General features: G+C 67.8%; 15 protein-coding genes. 7 read left to right on the forward strand and 8 right to left on the reverse strand.

Annotated elements, in window-relative coordinates; translation table 11 throughout:
- Positions 1–8: 8 nt before the first annotated feature.
- The gene (locus CWT10_RS13485; protein ID WP_158247648.1) at positions 9–1,028 is read right to left on the reverse strand and encodes a LacI family DNA-binding transcriptional regulator; all 1,020 of its coding nucleotides are present in this window, start codon (positions 1,026–1,028) and stop codon (positions 9–11) included.
- A 327-nt stretch (positions 1,029–1,355) separates the two neighbouring features.
- Between CWT10_RS13485 and CWT10_RS13490 the strand changes: the two genes are divergently transcribed.
- From CWT10_RS13490 to CWT10_RS13500, 3 genes are all read left to right on the forward strand, one after another.
- Positions 1,356–2,789 carry an MFS transporter gene (locus tag CWT10_RS13490; RefSeq protein ID WP_103063070.1) on the forward strand — a complete coding sequence of 478 codons (1,434 nt, stop codon included), beginning with the start codon at positions 1,356–1,358 and terminating at the stop codon, positions 2,787–2,789.
- 104 nt (positions 2,790–2,893) lie between these two features.
- Positions 2,894–4,438, forward strand: coding sequence for a carboxylesterase/lipase family protein (locus tag CWT10_RS13495; RefSeq protein WP_103063069.1), 1,545 nt, complete (start codon positions 2,894–2,896; stop codon positions 4,436–4,438).
- A gap of 92 nt (positions 4,439–4,530) precedes the next feature.
- Complete coding sequence (locus tag CWT10_RS13500) at positions 4,531–7,443, forward strand: alpha-L-rhamnosidase (RefSeq protein WP_103063068.1); 2,913 nt, start codon at positions 4,531–4,533, stop codon at positions 7,441–7,443.
- A gap of 464 nt (positions 7,444–7,907) precedes the next feature.
- Here CWT10_RS13500 and CWT10_RS13505 read toward each other — a convergent pair whose 3' ends face one another.
- From CWT10_RS13505 to CWT10_RS13520, 4 genes are all read right to left on the reverse strand, one after another.
- Positions 7,908–8,858, reverse strand: coding sequence for a zeta toxin family protein (locus tag CWT10_RS13505; protein ID WP_103063067.1), 951 nt, complete (start codon positions 8,856–8,858; stop codon positions 7,908–7,910).
- On the reverse strand, positions 8,858–9,151 hold the full coding sequence (locus CWT10_RS13510; RefSeq protein WP_103063066.1) for a hypothetical protein: 294 nt from the start codon (positions 9,149–9,151) through the stop codon (positions 8,858–8,860). Before CWT10_RS13510 ends, CWT10_RS13505 begins: the two co-directional genes overlap by 1 nt.
- A gap of 130 nt (positions 9,152–9,281) precedes the next feature.
- Entirely contained in the window at positions 9,282–10,586 is a 1,305-nt protein-coding gene (locus tag CWT10_RS13515; protein ID WP_103063065.1) for a glycoside hydrolase family 1 protein, read from the reverse strand.
- A gap of 160 nt (positions 10,587–10,746) precedes the next feature.
- Positions 10,747–12,117: an MFS transporter gene (locus tag CWT10_RS13520; protein ID WP_158247647.1), complete on the reverse strand. Its 1,371-nt coding sequence runs from the start codon at positions 12,115–12,117 to the stop codon at positions 10,747–10,749.
- A gap of 326 nt (positions 12,118–12,443) precedes the next feature.
- Between CWT10_RS13520 and CWT10_RS13525 the strand changes: the two genes are divergently transcribed.
- The 4 genes from CWT10_RS13525 to CWT10_RS13545 all read left to right on the forward strand — a co-directional run bounded on the left by CWT10_RS13525 (position 12,444) and on the right by CWT10_RS13545 (position 19,247).
- A complete protein-coding gene (locus CWT10_RS13525) occupies positions 12,444–13,052 on the forward strand; it encodes a TetR/AcrR family transcriptional regulator (protein ID WP_233188142.1) in 609 nt (202 codons plus the stop codon).
- A 467-nt stretch (positions 13,053–13,519) separates the two neighbouring features.
- Positions 13,520–14,299, forward strand: coding sequence for an NADPH-dependent F420 reductase (locus CWT10_RS13535; RefSeq protein WP_103063062.1), 780 nt, complete (start codon positions 13,520–13,522; stop codon positions 14,297–14,299).
- Between the two features lie 163 nt (positions 14,300–14,462).
- Positions 14,463–17,522: an alpha-L-rhamnosidase gene (locus CWT10_RS13540; RefSeq protein WP_199176336.1), complete on the forward strand. Its 3,060-nt coding sequence runs from the start codon at positions 14,463–14,465 to the stop codon at positions 17,520–17,522.
- Between the two features lie 150 nt (positions 17,523–17,672).
- Positions 17,673–19,247, forward strand: coding sequence for a glycoside hydrolase family 43 protein (locus tag CWT10_RS13545; RefSeq protein ID WP_103063061.1), 1,575 nt, complete (start codon positions 17,673–17,675; stop codon positions 19,245–19,247).
- Positions 19,248–19,321: 74 nt separating this feature from the next.
- Here the strand turns inward: CWT10_RS13545 and CWT10_RS13550 are convergent, their stop codons facing one another.
- The 3 genes from CWT10_RS13550 to CWT10_RS13560 are packed head-to-tail and all read right to left on the reverse strand — an operon-like array spanning position 19,322 to position 21,736.
- A complete protein-coding gene (locus tag CWT10_RS13550) occupies positions 19,322–19,597 on the reverse strand; it encodes a CopG family transcriptional regulator (protein ID WP_103063060.1) in 276 nt (91 codons plus the stop codon).
- Positions 19,598–19,606: 9 nt separating this feature from the next.
- A complete protein-coding gene (locus tag CWT10_RS13555) occupies positions 19,607–19,870 on the reverse strand; it encodes a hypothetical protein (protein WP_103063059.1) in 264 nt (87 codons plus the stop codon).
- 60 nt (positions 19,871–19,930) lie between these two features.
- Positions 19,931–21,736: a DUF5605 domain-containing protein gene (locus tag CWT10_RS13560; protein WP_103063058.1), complete on the reverse strand. Its 1,806-nt coding sequence runs from the start codon at positions 21,734–21,736 to the stop codon at positions 19,931–19,933.
- Between the last annotated feature and the right edge of the window lie 32 nt (positions 21,737–21,768).

The following is a 21,768-nucleotide window of genomic DNA, read 5'->3' on the forward strand; positions in this document are numbered from 1 at the left end:
CGGGAAGGTTAGCCGAACTCGGCGGGCTGGACCGTGGAGCGCTCGATCACCCGAGCCAGTTCCGTGGGCGCGGGCGGCGTCCGCGTTCCGTCGAGCGCGGCCCGCGCCCGAGCAGCCAGGTACTGCGCGAAGGCCACCATGTCGGGAGCCACCGTGGTCAGCGGCGGATCGAGGAACCTGCCCAGCACCTCATCGTCCGCCCCAATCACGGCAAGCTCGTCGGGCACGCGCAGCCCGACGCCCCTGGCGGCGGCCAGTGCCAGACCCGCATGCAGATCGTTGAAGCAGACCACCGCATCTACCCCCGCTTCCGTCCAGCCGCGCAGGACCGCAGCGAATTCGGCGACGGCGTCCTCGCCCAGGGGGCCCGCCGCATGCTCGCGCGGGTCATGGAGTCCCTGCTGCTTGCAGGCGGCCAGAACGGCCTGCCTGCGTGAGGAGACCAGGGGTTCGAGCCCGGGCATGCGTGTGGTCAGGTAGGCGGGGTGGCGCGAACCGTGAGCCGCCAAGTACTGCACTTGCAAGGTGGGTAATCGGCCGAGCACCAGGTCTGCGAGCGGACTGCCCCGCCCGTCGCGGTCCACCAGTACCGCCCCCACCGCATCGACCAGATCCGCCTCGTCCTCAGCCAGGCCCGCTGGGGCGATGACCAGTGCGGGATCCACGTGTTTGAGAACGTCGGCGATGGGCGTGTCCGATCCGCAGGAGACGAGGGTCATGCCCCAGGAGTGGATCTCGCGAGCCAGGGCGTCACGCAGCTGGCCTGCCAGGGATCCCAGCGGAAGCACCTCCTGCCCCTGCTTAGGGATGTGTCCGGAGTCTCGTAACAGCACCACCTGGGACCGCCCCGAGCCCAGAGCGGTACCCGCGGCCGACGGGATGTAGCCGAGTTCCCGGGCCGCCTCAATGACGCGGCGCCGCGTCTGTTCAGAAATCGTCTTATCGGGGCGGCGGTTGAGGACGTAACTGACGGTGGCGCGCGAGACGCCGGCGCGCCGCGCCACATCGCTGCTGAGGACCCGGGCCATCTGCGCCTCCATCCGCTTACAGGATTCCTCGCCTGCGCCCGGGGACCTCACCTGCACCGGGATACCACCGTCCCTGGGCGATTTGTCCTGGAGGTCACACTTGCGCCTGCGTGGCGGACACTCTATCGTAGGCCCATAGGTTACTCGTGTAACCTCGCATGTTCACAATGATTGGAACGAATCATGGATGATTCCCGCGCCGCTGGTGCGCCGACGCCCGCGGCGGCGCTCATCGACCCAACTTGACGCGCGACCCACCTACTACCGACCCACTCGCGCTCCTCTAACCAGCCCGCAAGCAAATAGAGTTCAAAGGAGAACACCTCTATGGCGACATCACTCGCAACACCTCACGATGACCCCGACGCCCGGCTCGGCTGGGTTGAGCGCGTGGGATACGGCTCCGGTCAGCTGGGGATCAACGCCATCAACGGAATAATCGGCTCGTTCCTAACCGTCTACTTCACGAATGTGGCACTGCTCGACGCAGCCGTCATTTCCACCATTATCGCCGTCTCGAAGCTGTTTGACGGCGTCTCGGACATCATCGTCGGACGGCTCGTCGACCGCACGAAGTCGAAGATGGGCAAGGCGCGCAGTTGGCTGTTGCGAGTGTGCATACCATTCGCCGTGGCGGTCATGCTGCTCTTCCTGGTGCCGCCCAACTGGCCCGACGCCGTGAAATACGTGTACGTGTTCGTCATGTACAACGCGGTCAATGCTGTTTTCCTGACCTCGATGCTCGTTCCGTTCTACTCGATGATCTCGCTGATGACGCGCAACTCCTACGAGCGGGGACTGCTGGGGAACATCCAACAGATCTTCCAAACGCTCGGCAATGTCATTGTCAACGCGGTGTTCGTGACCATGCTGGCGAGGTTCTCATCCGACGCCGCCAATCCCAACACCCAGCAGGCCTACACCCTGACCATGCTGTGCTTCTGCGCGGCCATGGTCCTGTTCGCGCTCATCTGCGTATTCACCACCAAGGAGCGCGTGCACGAAGGCGGCGGGACCCAGCCCGAACCCACGGCGTCCACCGACGGCGCGGGGTTTTGGACCACGGTCAAGGCGCTGCTCACCAACAGGTACTGGGTGATGATGTTCATCGCCATGCTGGCGATATTCTTTGCCATCATCTTCAACGCGGTGGGAGGCATCTACTACTGCCTGTACGTCTTCTATGATATGACCCAGTACGGCTGGCTGTCGAACTCAGGCACCATTGCGCAGTTCGCCATCATGTTCGCCACCCCGTTCCTCATGGCGCGGTTCGGCAAGGAGAAGGTCTACATCGCCGGAATTGCGGTCTCCATGGCGGGCTACTTGGGCTTCGGCCTGTTCGCCTTCAACGTTCCCGCAATGATCGTATACAACATCCTCAAGGGTGCCGGTATGGGAATGGCCGGCGGTATGGCGATGGGCATCGTCGCCGACACCCTGACGTACGGCAGGCTCCGGACCGGCATCGACGCCGTGGGCATGGGCAATGCGGGCATGTCCGCGGCCCAGAAGATCGGCATGGGGCTTGGCACGGCGGTCTTCGGGTGGGTGCTGTCGGCGTCGGGATTCGATGGCGCCCTGGATCTGGAGGGTGTGCGCCAGCCCGCCACGGTGACCACCGCCGTCGAACTCATCTACAACTGGATCCCGTTCGGGCTGTTCCTGATCGTGTTCCTCATGTTGGCCTTCTTCTTCCGGCTCGAGCGCGATCTAGCGGCGCTCAAATCCAGGAACGCGGAGGACGACCCGGCGGCGTAGCCGAGGAGACGGTTCGACGCCGATCGCGCGAATATCCTCAACGATCCACGGCGCATGCCCACCGGCCCGGTCGGCGGACGCGCCACACAACCAGGAGTCAGGACATGGCAGAGCATCTTGTACACACCACCTCCGGCACCGTACGCGGCACGCGTATGGCAGATCGAGTCGACTACCTCGGCATTCCCTACGCGCAGCCTCCGGTCGGCCCGCTGCGCCTGAAGCGCGCGGTGCCGGTCACCCCCTGGGACGGCGTCCTGGACGCCGGAGACTACGGAGCCTGCCCGGTGCAGTACAACAACGGGGCCGTGGTGGGGCAAGAGGACTGCCTGACGGTCAACGTGCAGCGCCCCCTAAGCGGAGACCGTCTTCCGGTCTTCGTCTGGATATACGGAGGCGGCTACAACACGGGGAGCTCATCCGACGAGATGTATCGGGGCGAGGCCTTCGTTCGCGACGGCATTTTGTTCTTCTCATTCAATTATCGCACGAACGTACTTGGTTTCTACGATTTCACCACATATCCGGGATGTGATGACACGGACTCCAACTGCGGACTGTCGGATCAGATTCTGGCGCTGAACTGGATCCGAGAGAATGTTGAGGCGTTCGGGGGAGATCCGGACCGAATCACCATCGGCGGAGAATCGGCCGGCGGCTCCTCCGTCATCAATATGCTGGCGTGCCCCGGAGCCAGAGGCACCTTCACCCGGGCGATCGTCGAGAGCGGTTTGCCGAACTGCGTGATGACGCACCGGACGGCCAGGGAGAACATCGACCTTTTCCTGGAGGGCATGCATTGGAGCACCGCCGACCTGCGCAGGCTGCACACCGAGGACCCGCGCCTGTTCCTGAGCGGGCACGAGTACGTAACCGCCAGGCACCAGTACAACAATCCCGGCATGTTCCTACCCGGACCGGTTCAGGATGACCTCATGCCGCTGCGCCCCCTTGAGGCCATCGCGCAGGGCTCGGCCGACGGCATCCCGTTGATGATCGGCACCAATATGCACGAAGGCACCATGTTCGTCCATCCGGAGAACACCGGTTTCCCCAACAGTTGGAGCATGGTTGCACAAATGTTGGAGAAGAACGACTGTGCGGACCGCCTCCCACAGATCGCCTGGTATTACCACCAGCAGTCCCAACGGGCCCGCGAGGCGTGCCGTATCGCCGTGTCCGCGGCCCCCGCCATCGGAGATACACGCAAATTCGACACCGACCCCTTCAGCAGGTTCGCGACCGACTACGCCTTCGAGGTGCCCGCGATCAGAACGGCCTCGGCGCAGAAGAAGCACACCAATGACGTTTGGATGTACCGCTATGAGTTGATAACCGCTGCCGGCTACGAGACGGGGATGGGCGCCTCCCACGCATTCGAACTACCTTTCGTGTTCGAAAAACCTGATCACCACTTCTCGCGTATGATGCTGCGGGGGGAGCCGGCCGATCTGTTCGTGAGAATGACGCAAACCATTCACGGCGATTGGGCATCCTTCATCAAGACCGGGGAACCCAACAGCGATTGGCCCCGTTTTGAAGGCGCCGATTCGCCGGTGCGCATATACGATCGAATCACCCGCACCGAGCGGCTCGACCGCCGGGAACTGATGAGCGTTTGGGCGGATATGCGTTTCTACGAGGACTGACCCGACGCCCAGAAGGCCGCAGCACCACTCTCCGTAGCCGCAGGCCTCGCAGCACTCCGTCTTGACACGTCACTGCCGAACAAAGGAGTTTCATGCCCGCCATCCAGCCCACCATCCAGCCCACCGCCCCCGTCCAGTTGACAGTCGACCACCAGTACGCCCCGCTCGGCGTGGCCGTGCCACAGCCGGTGCTCGCCTGGCAGGTGCCCGGCAAGGCGCCCGCGAGCGCCTACGAGGTGCAGGTGCGCCGCCTCGACCCGGCCACCGGCCGCGCGCTCACACCGCCGGTGTGGGCCACCGGCCGCGTTCCGGTCCCCGACCCGCCCGCCTCGCCGTGGCTGCCCTACGGCGGCCTGCCACTGGAATCGGACACGGACTACGCCTGGCGGGTGCGGATCTGGACCGACTCCGACTCCGCACCCTCGCCCTGGGCCGAAGCATCCTTCTCCACCTCTCTGCTGGACGGGGCCGGCGTCGTCGCCGACTGGGTGGAGCCGAACCAGATGCCGGTAGAACTGGAACCGGAGGCCTCCTTCGCCACCCTGTTCGCCCCGCGCGACCCCCAGCCGGCCGGTGAGAGGCTGCACCCGGTCAAGTTCATCCGCCAGGACCTGCCCCGCGCCGACGCCGAGGACGCCCCCATCACCCGCGCCCGCCTGTACCTAAGCGCCCAGGGCGTGATCGAGGCGAGTATCGACGGCATCCCGGTAGGCGCCACGGTGCTGGCACCGGGCTGGACCAGCTACCACACCTACACAGAGTTCGAGGTCCACGACGTCACCGCGGCCCTCGCCGACCCCGCCGGGGTGCCCCGGCCCCACACCCTCGGCCTGCGCCTGGGCGACGGGTGGTTCGCCGGCCGGGCCACCATCACCGGTGAGTCCGGCCAATACGGCACCCTGCTGCGCGGCTGGTGGCAGCTGTCGATCACCCGCGCCGACGGCACCCACCAGACCTGGGGGCCGGACGGTACCGCCCGCGGCACCACCTCCGGGCCGCTGCGCTACAGCGACATCATGGTCGGCGAGAGGCGCGACGACCGGCTGGCGGCCGCCGTCGCCGGTTGGGACTGCCCCGGCTTCGACGACTCGGGCTGGGATCCGGTGCGCATCGTCCCGACCGCCGAGCTGGACCCGGCCACCGTTCTAGAGCCCTTCCGGGGTGAACCGGTGCGGCGCCTGGCGGAGTTGCCCGCGGTGGAGGTGCTCACCACCCCGGCCGGGGAGACAGTGCTGGATTTCGGGCAGGTGATCGCCGGGCGGGTGCGGCTGCGCGCTGTCGGCCCGGCCGGCACCGAGATCACCCTGGAGCACTCCGAGCACCTGGCCGCCGACGGCAACTTCTTCTCCAACGTGCAGGGGCCTAACAAGGATCAGCGAGATGTCTGGATCCTGGCCGGCACGGGCACGCCGCAGGCCCCCGAGACCTACGAGCCGACCTTCACCTTCCACGGCTTCCGCTACGCGCGGGTCACCGGCTACCCCGGGCAGCTGCACACCCGGGATGCGGTCGCCGTCGTCGTCGGTTCGGATCTGGAGCCTGCGGGCGACTTCGCCTGCTCCGATGCGCGCCTTAACCGGCTGCACGCCAACACGGTGTGGTCCCAGCGGGCCAACTTCCTGTCCATCCCCACCGACTGCCCCCAGCGGGAGCGGGTCGGCTGGACCGGCGACATCCAGGTCTTCGCCCCGGCTGCCACCAATAACGCCCAGGTGCATACCTTCCTGGCACGCTGGCTGCGCAATGTCCGCGCCGATCAGCTCGACGACGGCCGCGTGGTCATCATCTCCCCCTTCGCGCCCCGCCAGGCGGCCATGGAGGGGCAGCCCGGCATCGGCGGCATCACCGCCGCGGCCGGCTGGGGCGACGCGATCATCCGCGTGCCGCTGGCCCTGTGGGAGCGCTACGGCGACGTCGACACCCTGCGGGCCAACTACCCGGCCATGCAGGCCTGGGTCCAGATGCAGTCCCACCAGGCCGCCACCGAGCTGCCGCCCCGGCTGCGCGGCACCGACTGGGAGGACACGGACCGTACAGCCGGCTGGGAGGCGCTCGACGACGCCACGGCCGCCCGGCAGCGACTGCTGTGGAACTCGCGCATGCACTTCGGCGACTGGCTGGCGCCCTCCACCCTGGCAGGCGGGGGCCCGGATGCGATCATGACGGCGCCGCACCTGACCAGCGAGTTCATCGGTGCCGCCTTCCACGCCGAGGCGCTGCGTACCCTCGCCCAGGTGGCCGACGTGCTCGGGCACCAAGCCGATGCGGCCGCCTATCGGGAGCGCTGGCAGGCGGTGCGGGCTGCGGTGGCCGCGGAGTACATCGGCGCCGACGGCGCCATGACCCCGGACCTGCAGGGCATGTACGTACTCGCGCTCGCCTTCGACATCGTGGCCGCCGACGATCCGGACGGCGGCCCGCGGCGTCGGGCCGTGGCGGATCGGTTGGTGCGGCTCGTGCGTCTGGCGGGCGACCACCTGGATACCGGCTTCCTGTCGGTGCCGTTCCTGCTCGACGTACTGGTCGATTCCGGGGACGCGGACGTGGCCTGGGCGGTGCTTATGCAGGACACGGTGCCGTCTTGGCTGTACGAGGTGAAGTCGGGGGCGACGACGATATGGGAGTCATGGGATGCCGTCGCCCCGGACGGGACCGTGGGGGCGATGAGTTTCAACCACTACGCCTTCGGCTGTGTGGATGACTGGTTGTTCCGGCGTCTGGGCGGGATCGCCCCGCTTGAGCCCGGCTACCGGCGCGTACGGGTAGCGCCGCTGACCGATGGTCCGGTGTCTTGGGCGCGCGCGCACCGGGACACGCCCTTCGGCCGGGTGGAGGTAGCCTGGGAACGCGCCGACGGCGAGGCGCTCGTGACGAGCGCCGGTGCGGACTCCTCCGCCGCAGGCACGCGCTACGAGATCACCCTGCCGGCCGGGGTCACCGGGGAGCTGGTACAGCCCGACGGCGTGCGCGAGCTGGCCAGCGGACGCACGGTGCTGGTCGTGTAACCACTATGAGCGAGTCTCGAGCAACGGACCGCACTCCCGAACCGTCTCGAGCCCGTACAGCGCGATGCAATTCGTTGCACCGCGTTACTGCAACCATGACAGACTGCACACTCTCAGGGCTGGATCGAGCGCCGACCGATCGGTATATTTATGGGCGTCGGCAGGAACAGCCAGCCGGCCTCGGTCGGAGAACCGACCGGGAAAACTCAACCGAAAGGAACCGAACATGTTCTTCGACATCGATCTGGCCGTCCGTGCCGCCGCCGCCCGCGAGCGTGAGCTCGAGCGTGCGATTGCCGCCGAGAACGAGCAGCGCTGAAAGCGGTTGTAACCGATTGCAGTGCGGTGACCGCCTGAGGCGGATCACTCCGCGGGCGCTCCCGCGACGGCCCTGAGGCCACGGAAAACACGGGGCGAGGACGACGAGGTCCTCGCCCTTCTTGTTGCCTTGCTGAGTGACCCCATCACCGGGGTCGGTTGAATGGGTCGGGACGCCGACTTGGCCGCTCGAGGCCGGATTGATTCGCCCGACGCAACTGTTCGCTTCGCTCCGCGATTTGCCCGAGTACATCCGCCTTCGAGCGGGCAGGACGCGTTCCAGCCAGTTTCCGGGCGTGAGCGATGCCCTCACACACAATCGGCACCACCTTCAGCGCACCCGCGCGCTCGGCGAGCGAGTCGACCCGGGCAAACCTCCCAACCGAGTCACCGGGCCGATTGCGCAACTCGGTGAGCACCTCGACGGCGTGCTCGGGCCGCGTCCAATCTCCGTCACCGCCCCTCAGATTGTCATAGTGGACGACACCGGCACGATCCACGATCGACAGTCGATGCACATCCGGACTAGACGCCGCGGCCAGCAGCGTCTGTGGTGTTCCCTTCAGACCCGCGTCGTGGGCCGCCAAGGGCGTCCAGCGCGCAGCCCTGCCAGTCTCCAACGCCGACAGATAGCGGTCTATGCATCCCGTCCACGAGTCGAAGGCACTCACACCCAGTACCACCAGGTGCGTGCGGGCACCCGCCTTCGCGAACTTCGTCAGCGTTCCGAGCGTGGTCTCCGGACGCCGCAGGGTTCCTTCCACTACCGCCGAGTAACCGTGCTCGGCGGCGTAGGCCAGCGCCTGCCCGACCAGCCAGCCGGACAACTCCGCCGTCGCTGCGGGCATCGCCTCCGGGTCCGCGGACCGCGACAGAGCAGGAAAGTCCGGGTGGAACTGCCGCAGATCGTCCCCGACGATATCGACAAATGACGCACCAGCGTAGAACTCACGCAGGGCCAGGCCAATCGCGCGCGTCTTCCCAGCACCAGGTTGAGCCCCCACAGACAGCAGCACCGGCGACGACGACCGAGTAGCACCACCGAATAGCCGGGCACGTGCTCGGTCCCAAGCCCGCCCCTTGGTTGTCTCGTCCATCACGCAGCCGCCGAAGCAGGCCTGGCAGCACGTGCGTACCGTAGCAACTGGAGGGTGCGGTCCCACTGCTTCATAGTTGCCACAATCATCGCGCGATCATTCGGGTCAACGGCCTGCCGCTCATTTTGAAGCAGGCGACCCTGCTCGTCCCAGAACTCCACCGCCTCCGCGTCGCCCGCGTCCTCGGCCGCATACGCCAGAGACACGTACTCGCCGCCGAGGCGCGTGCCGCACTCGTAGAACACGTCGTACAGGACTGACAGCTCCGTCGTCGACCAGTCCTTGCCGCTCATGTTGGCTCCTTCCGCCCCACTACCGAGTCTAGCGCCGCGGGCGGGGTCCGGTCCGGTGGCCCGCCGCGCTTCGGACCACCGGAGCGGCGCCGTCGGCTTTACGGCCCGACGACGCCGCCGCAGCTTCCGGCTACCGGCTCAGCACCGCCCCGTTGGACTGGGCGATCTCCCCCAGCACATGGGCGCTGGGCTTGGGGGTGCGCGCCAGGGTGTCCCGGTCGACGGCGATGATGCCGAACTTGGGGCCGTAGCCAAAGATCCACTCGAAGTTGTCCATGGCGGACCAGCACATGTAGCCGCGCACATCGATACCGTCGGCGATTGCGGCGCCGACCTCACCTATCGCTGTGCGCAGGAAGTCGACCCGCTGAGTGTCATCGACGGTGTTCAGCCCGTTCTCGGTGACGTAGATCGGCATCTGGACCGCGTCCCAGGCCTGGCGGATCACGGCGCCGATCGCCCACGGCCAGATCTCCTCCCCGCCCTGGTTGACCACTGCGCCCTCGGCGGGCGGAACCGGCCCGTCGGGTCCGAGCACCGTGCGGTTGTAGGTCTGCAGCCCGACGAAGTCGTCACCCTCGCTCACGCGCAGGTAGCGCAGGTTGTTCTCCTCGTTCATGCGCGCCACCCGCTCCTGGCCCCCGGGAGCGGCGTGGAAATCGGAGTTGGCCAAACTCCAGCCGACCTGCATCTCGGGCTTGACAGCCTTGATGGCCTCGACCGCCGCCTTGTGAGCAGCGCACTTGATTTCGAAGGCCTGCTCGGTGGCCGACAGCTGGAAGCCGGCGACCTTGTCCGCCGTCGTCCCCAGGGCGCGGGCGGCGCCCTCCCAGGTGGGGTTGCCGAGCCGCTGGGCCGGCTCACGCTCACACATGCCCATCTCACCGAGCAGGATGGCGAGGTTGGGCTCGTTCATGGTGCAGGCGATGTCGAACAGGTCACCGAGCTCTTCGGTGACGCGGCGGCAGAAGCGGGCGAACAGGGCGGGCGTGTCGGCGTCCTCCCAGCCGCCGCGGGCGATGAGCCACTGCGGGGAGGTGAAGTGGTGGTAGGTGACGATCGGCGTCAGCCCGTGCTCGCGGCAGGCGCGCAGCATGTCCCGGTAATGGGCGATGGCGACGGCGGAGAACTCGCCCTCGGCCGGCTCAATGCGGCTCCACTCCAGGGAGAACCGGTAGGAGTTCAGCCCCAGGGAGGCGAGCAGCGCGATGTCCTCCCGGTAGCGGGTGTAGTGATCACAGGCGTCGCCGGAGGACTCGGCGTACATGGTGTTCGGTACGTGCTCGTACAGCCAGACGTCGTTGTTGGTATTGCCGCCCTCCACCTGGTGGGAGGCGGTGGCGGTGCCCCAGAGGAAGCCGTCCGGGAACGGGGTGGCGGGGGCTGCGGCAGAGGAGCCAGCGGCGGAGGCCGGTGAGGATGCAGGGGTGGTCATGGGGTGATTATCTCCATTTGTCAGTCATGGTTCGTGGTAGTTGAGGAAGGTTTCGCATGCGGGGCGGCGCGCACGGGGAGGATAGGGCGCGACGGCTCATCCCAGTTCGGCCAGCGGCGGGCGGCACTCGCAGCGAGACCGACTGCCGCCGTCGCCCCGTTCATTTCACTCCCTTGACCAGCGGCATCAGCAGCGCGCCACCAAAGACGACGGCGGCCGCGGCGCCCCACAGCAGCGGGTAGTTGTTGGAGGCCGGACCGAGCAGGGTCGGGGCGACTGCCGGCACCAGGACATTGCCGAGGTTGAGAGCCAGACCGAAAACGGCCATGTCCTTGCCGGCGTCGGCCTCGTTGGGTAGGACCTTGGCGCACAGGGCGAGGTCGACGGTCAGGTACATGGGCTGGCCGACGGCGAAGATCATCCAGGCCACGGTGAAGCCGGTGATGGTGGTGGAGGTGGCGGCGATGATCAGTGCGGCCGCCATGATGACCGCCGCGAGGGCGACGAGGGGCCTGAGCATGCCGAGCTTGTCGGAGATCCAACCGGAGCCGATGAAGACGACGATGGACACGGGGGCGCTCATCAGGGACAGGTGCCCGGCCTGGGCGCCGGCCTGGGCAGGGGTCATATGTAGGCCGATAATGAGGTAGAGAACGAAGAATCCGAGGAAGGCAGCCATGCCGGCCCCGGCCAGGAAACGGGAGAGCCAGACGATACCGAAATTCGGGTGCTTGACCGGGTTGACGAACATGTGGGCGAACATGTCCAGGGTGCCGCCCTGCGGGATCTCCTCGCGGCTGTGCTGCGGGTCCTTGTAGAGCAGCAGCAGCGGCAGGGCGCAGATAATCGCGAGCGTCGGCGGCACCGTCATCAGCAGCACAGTGGAGATGTCGACCAGGGCGCCGGCGATGTAGGAGCCGGCACTCATGGCAAGCGCTCCACACAGACCCATGAATCCCATGATGCGCCCACGCATATTGCCGGGGACGCCTTCAACGGGGATCACGGAGTAAGCGTTGAAACCCGCCTGTGCGGAGGCGATGCCAATGATGTAGGCGGCGATGATCACGATGGAGCTCGTGGAGGAGCCGATGATAAGGAAGCACACGAAGGCCAGGAGATAGCCGCCGACGATCCAGGGACGGCGGCGGCCCAGACGCGACAGAGTGCGGTCGCTCAGGGCCCCGACAATGGGGACGACGGCGAGCATGAGCAGAGCGGACAGGGAGGTGGCGCGCGAGTAGACCAGGGTGGCCAGGTCCTCGTCGATGACGCTCAGGCGCAGCTGAAGAGCCGTACCCATTCCCATCATCATGATGTAGCCGCCGATGGCGGCGATCAGCACCAGCCAGATGGTCTTGCGCGGGTTGCCGAATTTGGCGGTGATACGAGCGGTCTCCTCGTCCGGCGCGGTCATGACTGCGCCCGCAGCGGGGTAAGCGACCCCCTCGGCGGGGTCGGCCCCGGCAATGGTGGAGGAGGCGTAGGGATCGTCGGCATCGTCTTGCCGAGTGGCGGGTGGGGTGGTCATCAATCGTCCTTGATATGAAGCCGGCTGCAATGCCGGCGACGGCGCGCTCGCGGGTGTCGCGGCGCCTGACGAGGAAAGCATAACTCAATTTGCACCATATTGGTCAAGATCTAGATCACTTACATTGTGGTCTACGTCTCTCCGCGTGCGCCCCTGGGTCGCTCCCCGACGGCCCCGCCATGGGCCCTGCCAAGCAGGCACCGCACACCACTCCCGCAAACACCGAACAGCCGCCGAACCGATCATCTAAACTTGACAACGGCCACGGTCTTGACCACCGGCCCATATGCCCGATAACAGCGATTCGCCCGGAGATGAGGTTGACCGTGCCCGACTCAGACGCCGTCGCCCCGCCCGACGGGCGCACGCGCTACGCCAACGGGGAGCGCCGACGCGCCGCCATCGCCGACGCCGCCATGGAAGTCTTCGCCGAGCAGGGCTACAACAACCTCTCCCTGCGACAGATCGCCGAGGCGGTCGGCGTGAGCCACACACTGCTGCGCCACCACTTCGGCAACAAGGAGACGCTGCTCGAAGCGGTGCTGAAGCGACGCGAGGAGACCGAAGCCGAATGGCGCGCCGCTCTATTCACCGAGCACGGCCTGCTGGAGGCGCTGCCCCTGGTCATGGAGCACAATGCGACCATCCCCGGCCTCATCCAGTTGGACACCGTCATGCGCGCCGAGGCCATCAACCCCGAGCATCCCGCGCACGACTACATCGCCGGACTCACCCGTCGTTTCCGGTCCGCGGTACGCGCCGACCTGGAGGGCGAGCGCGAAGCGGGAAGACTGCGCGAGGACGTTGACCTCGACCTGGCAGCCGTTGAACTCGTCTCCCTCATTGAGGGCCTTCAGGCGGAGTGGCTGCTAGACCGCAGCGTGGACATGGCCGCCGTGCTGCGCGACTTCGCCGAGCGCCTGCGCAGGGCCTAGCCACCGGAGAACCGGCATCGCCGTCCCGGCCAGGCCGCCCCTGCGGTTTCATCCACCTCTTCTCGACACTAGGGAGCACCCATGCAACTCGGAATCGTGGGCGCCGGCGCGATCGGCAGCGCCATCGCGCGACTGGCAGTTTTCGACCCCGTTGACGCGGGCACTGCGGCCGATGCCTGGCGCTTTGCGCCCGGGACAGCCGCCTACACGCCCATATACCTGGCCGGCCGGCTCACGCCGGGGGAGGACATCTTCACCGCACCGGTCTCCCCCACACCCAGGGTGTTGGATGCACGACGGCGCTTCGGGAGGACATCTTCACCGCACCGGTCTCCCCCACACCCGCAGAGAAGATCCGGGATGCTCTAGCCGCGGCCCGCCGCGATCCCACCCCCGCCGCCTGAGGCATACCGGACGCAATGACGTCGTCGACCGCAAGAACCCTTGAACCACCGGAAGGAATCCCCATGAGAATTGGCATTATCGGCACCGGCAACATTGGCGCCAGTCTCGTGCGAGCGTTGAGCGCCGCCGGACACGAGGTCGCAGCCGCCAACTCGCGCGGCCCCCACACCATTGCGGCCGAGTTGCTCGTCGACGGCGCCAAGCCCGTCACATCCGCACAAGCGGTGCAGGACACCGAGGTCGTGATTCTCTCGGTGCCGCTGAGCGCCATCCCCACCCTTGCACCGTTACTTGCCGAGCTCCCCGAGGATGCAACCATCATCGATACGTCCAACTACTACCCGCAGCGGGACGGCGACGATCTCTTGCCCGCCGGCACGGTCGAAAGCCTGTGGGTTTCCGCTCAGCTGGGGCGGCCCATCGCCAAGGCGTGGAACTCCATCGGTTCTGCATCGCTGGCGATGAAAGGCGTCCCCAGCGCCACCCCCGGCCGGATCGCACTGCCCGTGGCAGCCGATCGAGGTATCGACAAACAGCGGGCAATGGCTCTGGTCGAGGACACTGGTTTCGACGCCTATGACGCAGGCCCCTTGGAGACCTCATGGCGTCAACAGCCCGGGACGCCCGCATACGGCACCGATCTGACCCGCGAACTGCTGCCGGCAGCACTAGGTGCCGCCGATGCCGAGCACGCACCGCAGCGTCGCGATCTGGTGGTCAAGGTCTTCTCGAGTTGGCTCGGCGCCGGCGTCAACCCCGATGCGGACTGGAGTCTCGCCGTCGCTCGCGTCATCTGCGCCGGTCCCGCCGGCGCCGTTGAAGGCGGCGCCACACAGCCTTAACCGGTCCCAGGGCGCCACCCAAACGGCGCCCATTCCGGGCCGGATGCCGTCCCCTCTTCACGGCCCGCCCGGCCACGCGCACCATGAGGTTGACGGATCCACCATTGACCCAATACGCTCAGACCAATCCGTGAAACGGTTCAACGAGGATCCGGAGGGATCAGTGTCCGCACATCGTTCAAGCCGGCCCAACGCCGCCTGCGCCGCAGGCGCCGATGCCATGCCCCCGGCCGACTCCACTCGCGCAGGCGTCAACTCGGCCGCGGCCATCAGTCCCGCCGGCCCCGCCTCCCCGGCCGCCGACCTACTTACTGCCGCCGCACCCGAGCGCACCGACCCGGTCGGCCCCCTCGCCGCCCCGACCGGCCTGCGCCTGGACCATCACCGCCCCGACCTGCCCGTGCTCGGCGGCACCGGCGCCACCCCCGCCCTGTCCTGGCAGGTGCCCACCGCGCCCGCCGGCTGGATCCAGGCCCGGGCCGAAATCGAGGTGGTCCGCGGCCCCGTAGGCGCCCTGCCCGGCACACCCGAGGCAGCGGCCCTGGAAGGCCCCGACTCCCTGTTCGTGCCCTGGCCCTTCGCACCGTTGGGGTCACGCGAGAGCGCCGCCTGGCGGGTAAGAGTCGCCGGGGACGACGGCGCCTGGTCGCCCTGGTCGGCGCCCGCCGTCGTCGAGACCGGCCTGCTGGATCCCGCTGACTGGACCGCCCGCCCCATCACCGCCCCCGGCAACCGGCGCACCGATCCCGCACCGGTGCTGGTGCGCCGCATCAACGTCCCCGCCGGCACCACTGCCGCCCGCCTGCACCTGACCGCCGGCGGCACCTACGAGGCCTTCATCGACGGCGTCAAAGTCGGGGCCGACGAGCTCGCCCCGGGCTGGACCGAGTACTCCCGCCGCCAGGTGGTCCAGAGCCACGACGTGACCACGGCATTGACCCCGGGGGAGCACGAGCTGGCCGTCGTCCTGGGCAACGGCTGGTACCGCGGCCACCTGACCTGGGCGATGCGCGAGGCCGTCTACGGCCAGGACCTGTGGCTGCTGGCCCAGGTCGAACTGAGCGACGGCGCGAGCACCACCGTCATCGGCACAGACTCCGACTGGGCCTGGCGGCCCTCCAACATCACCGCCAATGACCTGTACAACGGCCAATCCACCGACCTGCGGCTGCCCGCCCTCGGCGCGGCGGAGGCCGAATCCCCGGTCGCCGTCGGGGACCTGCCGAAGGCCGCCCTGGAGCCGACCACACTGCCGCTGCCCACCGTTGTCGGCGAGGTACGGCCCGTGGAGGTGCTCACCACGCCGTCGGGCAGGCGCGTGGTGGACCTGGGGCAGAACCTCACCGGGCACGTGCGCCTGGCGGTGCCCGGCGGCCAGGCGGGGGACGTGGTCACCCTGCGCCACGCCGAGGTGCTGGAGCACGGCGAGTTGGGCACCCGCCCGCTGCGCAATGCGGAGTGCACCGACCGCGTCACCCTGGCCGGCACCGGCACCCCCGAGCGTCCCGAGGTCTTCACCCCCACCCTCACCCAGCACGGCTTCCGCTACGTGGAGGTCGACGGGTTCCCGGGTGACGACAACGCCCTGCTCGCCTGCGTCACCGCCCGCGTGGTCTCCGCGGGCATGGAGCGGTCCGCCTGGTTCACCAGCTCCCATCCGCTGGTGGACCGGCTGGTGGAGAACACCCGCTGGTCAACCATCGACAATTTCATCACCGTGCCCACCGACTGCCCGCAGCGCGACGAGCGCCTGGGCTGGACCGGGGACATCGGCGCCTTCGCCCCCACCGCCCTGAGCCTGTACGACGCCGCCGCCTTCCTGAACTCCTGGACCAAGGACCTAGCCGCCGCCCAGACCCCGGACGGCGCCCTGCCGGCGGTCTCCCCCGATGTGCTGGAGGGCAACAAGCTGACCTGCGCCTGGGGCGACGCCATCACCCTGGTGCCCTGGGCCGTCTATGAGGCCACCGGGGACCCGTCGGTGCTGGCCGCGAGCGCGGAGGCGATGAGCTGCTTCGTCGACGGCGTCGATGCGGTGGCCGGGGCCTCACACCTGTGGCGCGGCGGCTTCCAGTTCGGCGACTGGCTTGACCCGGACGCTCCGCCGGACAACCCGGCCGCCGCCAAGGCCGACCCGGATGTGGTGGCCACCGCCTACTTCGCCCGCAGCGCCGGCATCACCGCCCGCGCCTGGGAGATCCTCGGCAACACCGAGCGCGCCGCCCACTACGAGGCGCTAGCCGCGAGCGTGCGGGAGGCCTACCTGGACGCCTACGTCACCGCCGACGGGATGATCCTGTCCGACTGCGCCACCGTCTACGCCCAGGCACTGGCCTGGGACCTGCTGGACACGCCGCGGCGCGTGGCCGGGGCCGGGCTGCGCCTGGCGGACCTGGTGCGTCTGCGGTCCTTCCGGATCTCCACCGGCTTCGTCGGCACCCCGCTGGTGCCGGACGCCCTGGTCAAGGGCGGGCAGGCGGCCACGGCCGCCCGGCTGATCCTGGAACGGGAGTGCCCCAGCTGGCTGTACCCGGTGACCATGGGGGCGACCACCATCTGGGAGCGCTGGGACTCCATGCTTCCCAACGGGGAGATCAACCCCGGGGAGATGACCAGCTTCAACCATTACGCCCTGGGCGCCGTAACCCAGTGGCTGATCACGGACCTGGCCGGCCTGGACGTGATCGGCGCCGGCGGGCGGGCGCTGCGGGTGGCCCCGCAGGTGGGCCATGGCTTCACCTGCGCGAGCGTGGTGCGCCGGCTGCCGCTGGGCACCGCCCGCGCCGCCTGGGAGATCGACGGCGACACGCTGCACATCAGCGTGCAGGTACCGGTGGGGGCGAGCGCCGAGCTGGCGCTGCCCGGCACGGCGCCGGAGACGCTCGGCCACGGGCTGCATGAGCGCACGGTGACGCTGCCCGCGCAGCTGCGCGACGGCGTCGGACAGATCCGCACGGTGCGCGACCTGATGGACGACGCCGCCGCCTGGGAGCGCGTGGTGGAGGCCGTGCGCGGCAAGCACGGCGCCTACATGGAAGACCCGGCCGCCACGCTCACCGGCTTCCTCACCCACGAACTCGACTCAACGACGAAGGTGATCCCGGGCGCAGCCACCATGTACGGCTTCATCCCCGGCATGGAGGCGGCCAAGGCCGCGCTTGAGGCGGTAATCGCCGAGGTGGCACCGAACGCGCCTGAAGTCACCTCCGCCGAGATCGGCTGAAATAACCATCGAGTTCGGTCGAAATAACCATCGAGTTCGGTCGAAATAACCACCGAGTTCGGTCGAAATAACCATCGAGTTCGGTAGATATGCCGATTGCCGACCGCTCGGCGCCACTATCCACCGCCGTCCCCGGGAAGGAGACATACCGTGTCCGCCCAGTCCACCCGCCCGATTCTGCCGGGGTACTTCCCCGATCCGTCCATCTGCCGTGTGGACGGGACTTTCTGGCTGGTTAACTCCAGCTTCGAGTATCTTCCGGGCGTGCCCGTGCACCGCTCCGCCGACCTGGTGCACTGGGAGCAGGTCGGTCACGCCTACACCCGCCCCTCCGCCCTGCCACTGCCGGGAGGCGACGCCGGCTCCCAGGGCACCTTCGCCCCCACTATTCGCCACCACGACGGCGTCTTCTACGTGATCGTCACCAATATGGGCCAGGACCCGCTGGGCCAGCGCATCGTGCGTACCACGGATCCCGCCGCCGGCTGGTCCGACCCGGTGGAAGTACCCGACACCCCAGGCATCGACCCGGACCTGTGCTGGGACGAGGACGGCGTCTGCCACCTGAGCTGGCGCGGGGTGTCCTTCGAGACCGGCACCGTGGTCTCCACACTGCGTTCGGTGCCGATCGATCCGAACACCGGCAAGCGCCTGGGGGAGGCGGTGGACCTGTGGCAGGGCACGGGCATGCGCGATTCGGAGGGGCCGCACCTGTTCCGGCGCCGCGGTTGGTGGTACCTGCTGCTGGCCGAGGGCGGCACCGGCGTCGGCCACTGCGTGACGATGGCGCGCGCCCGCGAACTGACGGGCCCTTGGGAGGAGCATCCCAGCAATCCGATCCTCACCCACCGCTCCACCGATCACCCGGTGCAGGCCACCGGGCACGCCGACCTGGTCCCGCTCGACGACGCCGGCTGGGATGGGACACGCTTCGCCATGGTGCACCTGGGCATCCGTCAGCTGGAGCCCTTCCCCGGCTACCACGTCAACGGCCGGGAGACCTTCCTGGTCGGCGTCAACTGGGAGGGGGACTGGCCGGTCGCCGTCGAGGACCGCTACGTCGAGGCGATCGCCGCGCGCGACGCCGCCTCCACGCATGCCTTCACCGATGAGCTGCGCGGCCAGCCCGGACCGGTGGCCGACGGCGACGCTCCTTGGGATCTGCCCGACAGGTGGGTCTCTCCCGGCGGGCTTGCCCGCAACGCCCTGGCCCGTAACGCCGCCGGGAGGCTGACGATAACCGGGCCCGACGACGACGCCGCGCCCCGCCCGCTGCTGGCCACCCGCTGCCGCGACTCCGCCTGGCGGGCCGAGGCGGAACTGACCGTGGAGCCGGGCGCCGTCGTCGAACTGTGCGTGTATCTGGACCCCGACCATCGCGCGGCCGTGCGGTGGGACGGGACTCGCGCCGTGGCCGTCGCGACCGCGGCGCCGTTTGAGCAGACTTTTGGCGAGTTGACGGCAGCGGACTTGGAGGGACTGCAGGGACGGACGGTGCGGATGTGGGTGAGCGCGCAGCTCCCGGAGTCGGGATTATTCGGGCAGCGCGTGCCCGACGAACTGGTGCTGGGCGTCGGCGTAGACGGTCAGGACGTGGAGTTGGGCCGGTTGGACGGCCGCTACCTGTCCACCGAGGTCGCCGGCGGCTTCACCGGCCGGGTCGTGGGCGTTCGCGCAGTAAGCGGCACGGCAACCATTGAGCGCTTCGACTACCGGCCGCTATAGGCACGGCGGAGGGCGGGGCGGAAGGAACGCGTGCTAGCTCACTGGAGGGAAGAAGCGGTTTGGCACATCATCGTTCAGGACGCGAGTTCACGTTCGAGGATCTCACGCAGTAGCTGACTTCGGGTCTTCCCACGCGACTGTGCCCTGCGGTCGAGCGCCTCGCGCCGGGAACGCGGCACTTTGAAGGCGACTGTCACGAGTTCCTCCTCGGACAGCCGCGGACGCCCAGGCGGACCCACCACGAAGGCACCCGGCTCACCCGGAAAGTCACCGCGCTCCGCCGCCTGCGCGAGCGCCTCAATGTCCCGGTCTGTGAGCGTCCTGCCGCTCTTGGTCGTGTACGTCGTCACCGCTTCCTCCTAACCGAGTCCGAGCTCGATTGCTGCCTTGTGGGTGAGCTTCATCGCGTGGAATACCAGGATGCTGCCATCCTCGAGCTGGACTCCGAGCATCTCGAGCAGCCGGCCCTTCGCATCCATACCGGCTGCTAGGTAGTACTCGGGAGGGTCGAAATTCCGTCTTCTGATACCGATCGCCTGGCGCCACGCCGTAACAACGTCTTCTGTATCCACGTCTGGGTTCCGCTCCGCCACCCGCGGGTGTACAAGGACGCCGTCAGCCATGAAACCCACCTTTTGTCTCACAAATATGTTAGACGAAAACCCTGCGGGAGGGAAGACCGTTCAGTCGCGGCGTACCCGCACCGCCATCCAGGGGCGGCTCGGAAGCGGCACGTGTACGCTGCCGCCCACCCCAGCGGCCACCTGTTCGATCGTCATGTTCCACGTGTCGATGACGTCGATTGCCGCGGTGCGGCCGTCCGGCACTGTGACGGTGGTCCGATAGGGCTGTGCACCGCCGAAATAGGTCAGCAGGTAGTCCTCCCCATCCGTGGCCGATGGCGTCCCCCTACCAGGCGGCGTGGGTATCAGCCTTCCACGAGGTGCGTCCTGGATGAGCCGACACAAGAAGTCTATGCGTTTCCAGCTCTCCCCCCGCAGGACGCCTCCATGAGACCACCAGATTCCGTCCTCGTGCAGGTAGGTCTCGCCGTGAGTCATACCGGCACCGCGGATGAGGCCCTCCCAGAAACGACGCAGTTCTTCCTCGGCGGTGAGGTTTCCCCACTCATGCTCCAGGTTGCCCTCGTAGCCGTATTCGTCGATGACGACCGGTTTGCCGAAACGACCTCGCAGATCATCCACATTCCGTCCTATCTCGTAGCCACCGCCCTGGAAGGACACGTGACTGACCCAGTCGGCGGAGGCGTCGAAGGGACCGAAGATGTTGTGCACGCCGATGGGGTGTCTCGCCGAGTCCTCCTCCGCCACAATCCGCCCTAGACGGTCCCAGTCCGAGGGATACTTGGTTGTCAGCAACTCGTACTCGTTGGCCATAGACCACCACACATTAGGAAAGGCGGCCAGACGCCGGACCACATGACGCAGATAGGCGTCGTCCACGTCGGGCGTCATCTCCGCGAAGCCCCAACGGTCGTACGGGTGGAAAAGGATGAGGTCGGCGACAATCCCGAGGTGCCCCAATTCCCGCACGCAGTCCTCAAGCTTGTCGAAGAAGTCTGCATCGAACACGTCCCAGTCCCACTCACGCTCCCCCGGGCCGGCCGAGCGGAAGGGGACGGTCTCCGGGTTGGCGTAGTTGTAGTCATAGTGCTTAGGAAAGATGCACATGCGGAGCTTGTTGAAACCGGTGGACGCCAGCGTTTCCAAGGTGCGGCAGCGCATTCCGGCGCTCTGATGAATCCAGGCGTAGGCGGTGGTGCCCAGGGGTGTGAAGGGCGTGCCATCGGCATGGGTGAAGTGCCCGTCAGCGACGCGCACAGGTCCATGTTCGCCCGCGGCTGGCGGAGTGACGGCGAGTTCCGCCTCGAGCGGGACTGCCGCGGTGATCCCGTCGATGCGAAGGTGCCAGTGGCCGGGCGCCTCGGGCAGAAAGCGGGTGACCAGCTCGTCGCCGCGGCGATAAAAAGCTCTCATGACTCTCCGAGTACGGCTCTCCCCGTTCGCTCCTGCAGCCTCGGCGCTCGGGCCGGAGGATTTCTCATCGGCCGCGTCGGCGAGTGTGGCGGTGAGGGTGACACTTCCGGCGGTCTCGACGTCGCGCAACACGGCTCCCGCGCCGGGTACGGTTACGGTCACTTCCACGGGCTGGTAGCAGTGGGCCGACGCCGGGGTGCTGAGTCGTGCCCGCGCCTGCTGCTCGAGCGTCGGCGCGGCGAGCGGGCGGGCCGGTCGGCGCTCGGGCAGCACAGTGGGATCCTCCAGTTCGGCGAGCTCAGCGAGGAGCTTGGCGCGCGTGGAACTGTCCCAGCCGAGCGTGATCCCCAGCAGCCCGCCGATAGGAAACTCAGGGTGTTCGACGGCGATCTGCAGGTCGGTCAGCCACGGGATGCCGTCTTGAAGGAGTGCGCGTGCCTGCGGCACGCTGAGGACGGCCCCCAGAGTGGATTGCGGGCTGAAGTGGTTCATATCAATCTCCTCCGGCGATGTGGATGAGGGCG

Source organism: Actinomyces qiguomingii, assembly GCF_004102025.1.
Classification (GTDB): domain Bacteria; phylum Actinomycetota; class Actinomycetes; order Actinomycetales; family Actinomycetaceae; genus Actinomyces; species Actinomyces qiguomingii.

Coding starts and splice junctions, on each gene's coding strand:
- CWT10_RS13485 (WP_158247648.1), bottom strand. CDS start 1,028: ATGGCCCGGGTCCTCAGCAGCGATGTGGCGCGGCGCGCCGGCGTCTCG.
- CWT10_RS13490 (WP_103063070.1), top strand. CDS start 1,356: ATGGCGACATCACTCGCAACACCTCACGATGACCCCGACGCCCGGCTC.
- CWT10_RS13495 (WP_103063069.1), top strand. CDS start 2,894: ATGGCAGAGCATCTTGTACACACCACCTCCGGCACCGTACGCGGCACG.
- CWT10_RS13500 (WP_103063068.1), top strand. CDS start 4,531: ATGCCCGCCATCCAGCCCACCATCCAGCCCACCGCCCCCGTCCAGTTG.
- CWT10_RS13505 (WP_103063067.1), bottom strand. CDS start 8,858: ATGGACGAGACAACCAAGGGGCGGGCTTGGGACCGAGCACGTGCCCGG.
- CWT10_RS13510 (WP_103063066.1), bottom strand. CDS start 9,151: ATGAGCGGCAAGGACTGGTCGACGACGGAGCTGTCAGTCCTGTACGAC.
- CWT10_RS13515 (WP_103063065.1), bottom strand. CDS start 10,586: ATGACCACCCCTGCATCCTCACCGGCCTCCGCCGCTGGCTCCTCTGCC.
- CWT10_RS13520 (WP_158247647.1), bottom strand. CDS start 12,117: ATGACCACCCCACCCGCCACTCGGCAAGACGATGCCGACGATCCCTAC.
- CWT10_RS13535 (WP_103063062.1), top strand. CDS start 13,520: ATGAGAATTGGCATTATCGGCACCGGCAACATTGGCGCCAGTCTCGTG.
- CWT10_RS13555 (WP_103063059.1), bottom strand. CDS start 19,870: ATGGCTGACGGCGTCCTTGTACACCCGCGGGTGGCGGAGCGGAACCCA.
- CWT10_RS13560 (WP_103063058.1), bottom strand. CDS start 21,736: ATGAACCACTTCAGCCCGCAATCCACTCTGGGGGCCGTCCTCAGCGTG.